Source organism: Arthrobacter sp. UNCCL28 (genome assembly GCF_900102805.1).
Taxonomy (GTDB): domain Bacteria; phylum Actinomycetota; class Actinomycetes; order Actinomycetales; family Micrococcaceae; genus Arthrobacter; species Arthrobacter nicotinovorans_A.
Genome location: NZ_FMWE01000021.1, coordinates 1 through 1290, shown reverse-complemented (window position 1 = coordinate 1290; position 1290 = coordinate 1). Strand labels below are relative to the sequence as shown.

General features: G+C 63.2%; 1 protein-coding gene. It reads left to right on the top strand.

The window, feature by feature from the left end; translation table 11 throughout:
* The first annotated feature begins 122 nt into the window (after nt 1-122).
* Nucleotides 123-1253 (top strand): IS1249 family transposase, encoded by a 1131-nt coding sequence (locus BLQ01_RS22035; RefSeq protein WP_175493524.1) that lies wholly within the window; start codon nt 123-125, stop codon nt 1251-1253.
* Nucleotides 1254-1290: the final 37 nt, after the last annotated feature.

Below are 1290 nucleotides of genomic sequence, written 5' to 3'. Positions count from 1 at the left end.
GGGTTATAGGACAAAACGTGTGTATGGGAGGGGCTTGCTTCCCAGTGATCGCGCGGGAAATCCGGGGTAGCTAAGCTTTTGAAGCTTAGGGTGGCTGGGGTGCTTGCATATCTCTGGAGTGTTTGATTTGTGGCCGCGGGCTGGTTCGGAACGGGAAAACAGCTGCCGGTAAGCAGCGGTACCGGTGTTTGAAGTGCGGGGCGAGCCGCTCGGGTGAACGTCCCGATGTGAGCCGGAGAGCTGAATTGGACGCGTTCCTTGGCTGGCTGCTGGGCACGTCGAACCAGTCAGCCGCGACCTCGTTTGGCACGGCCCGTTCCTTCCGGCGCCGCACCGAATGGTGCTGGAACATTGTCCCGGAGATTCCGGTCACCGGTGAGGTTCATGACCAGATCCAGGTCGACGGGATCTACGTGGGCTCGTGGTGCTGTTTGATCGCTGTTGCCGGGGATCACGTGCTCGGATGGCAGTGGTGCGATACCGAGAAGAAGGCCGCGTGGGCTGCCCTGCTCGCCCGGTTCCCTGCCCCCACCGTTGTGATCACTGATGGTGGCTCCGGGATCGCGGCAGCGCTGTCCGAATGCTGGAGTGAGACCGCGGTCCAGCGGTGCCTTGTCCATGTCCAGCGCAACGTCCGTACGTACCTGACCGGCCGGCCCAGGACTGAGGCGGGCAAGGCGTTGCTGCGGCTGGGACGGGCCCTGACGAGGATCACCACCGCCGCTGAAGCGGCCGCGTGGTTGGGCGGGCTCAATGACTGGCACCAGAGCTACGGGCACTTGGTCAAAGCCCGCACCTATCGCACTGGCAGCGCCGTCGTCCCGGGGTGGGTCAGGGACAATCAGACCTGGTGGTACACCCACGACAGGCTCCGCAAGGCCTACCGGCTTCTGGAACGACTCAGCCAGGCCGGGACGCTGTTCACCTATCTGCGCGCGGAGTTCGCCGGCCTGCAGATCGCCTCGACTACTAATCGCATTGAAGGCGGCACCAACGCCCAACTCCGGTTGCTGCTGCGGGCCCACCGGGGCATGAGTGAAGAACATCGAAAACGCGCGATCGAGTGGTACCTCTACCTGCACAGCGAACAGCCCCTGCCACCGGCCAAACTCATCAAAGCCGTGCATTACCGTCCGGCCAAGACCGAAGCCATCACCACGACCGAGCAGAAGCCCGGGCCCGAGCTCTACAGCACCGGACTCAGCGCCGACGAAGGACTCTGGCATCGCAAAGGATGGGCAGGCCGCACATGACACACCCGAGATTTACACACGTTTTGTCCTATAACCC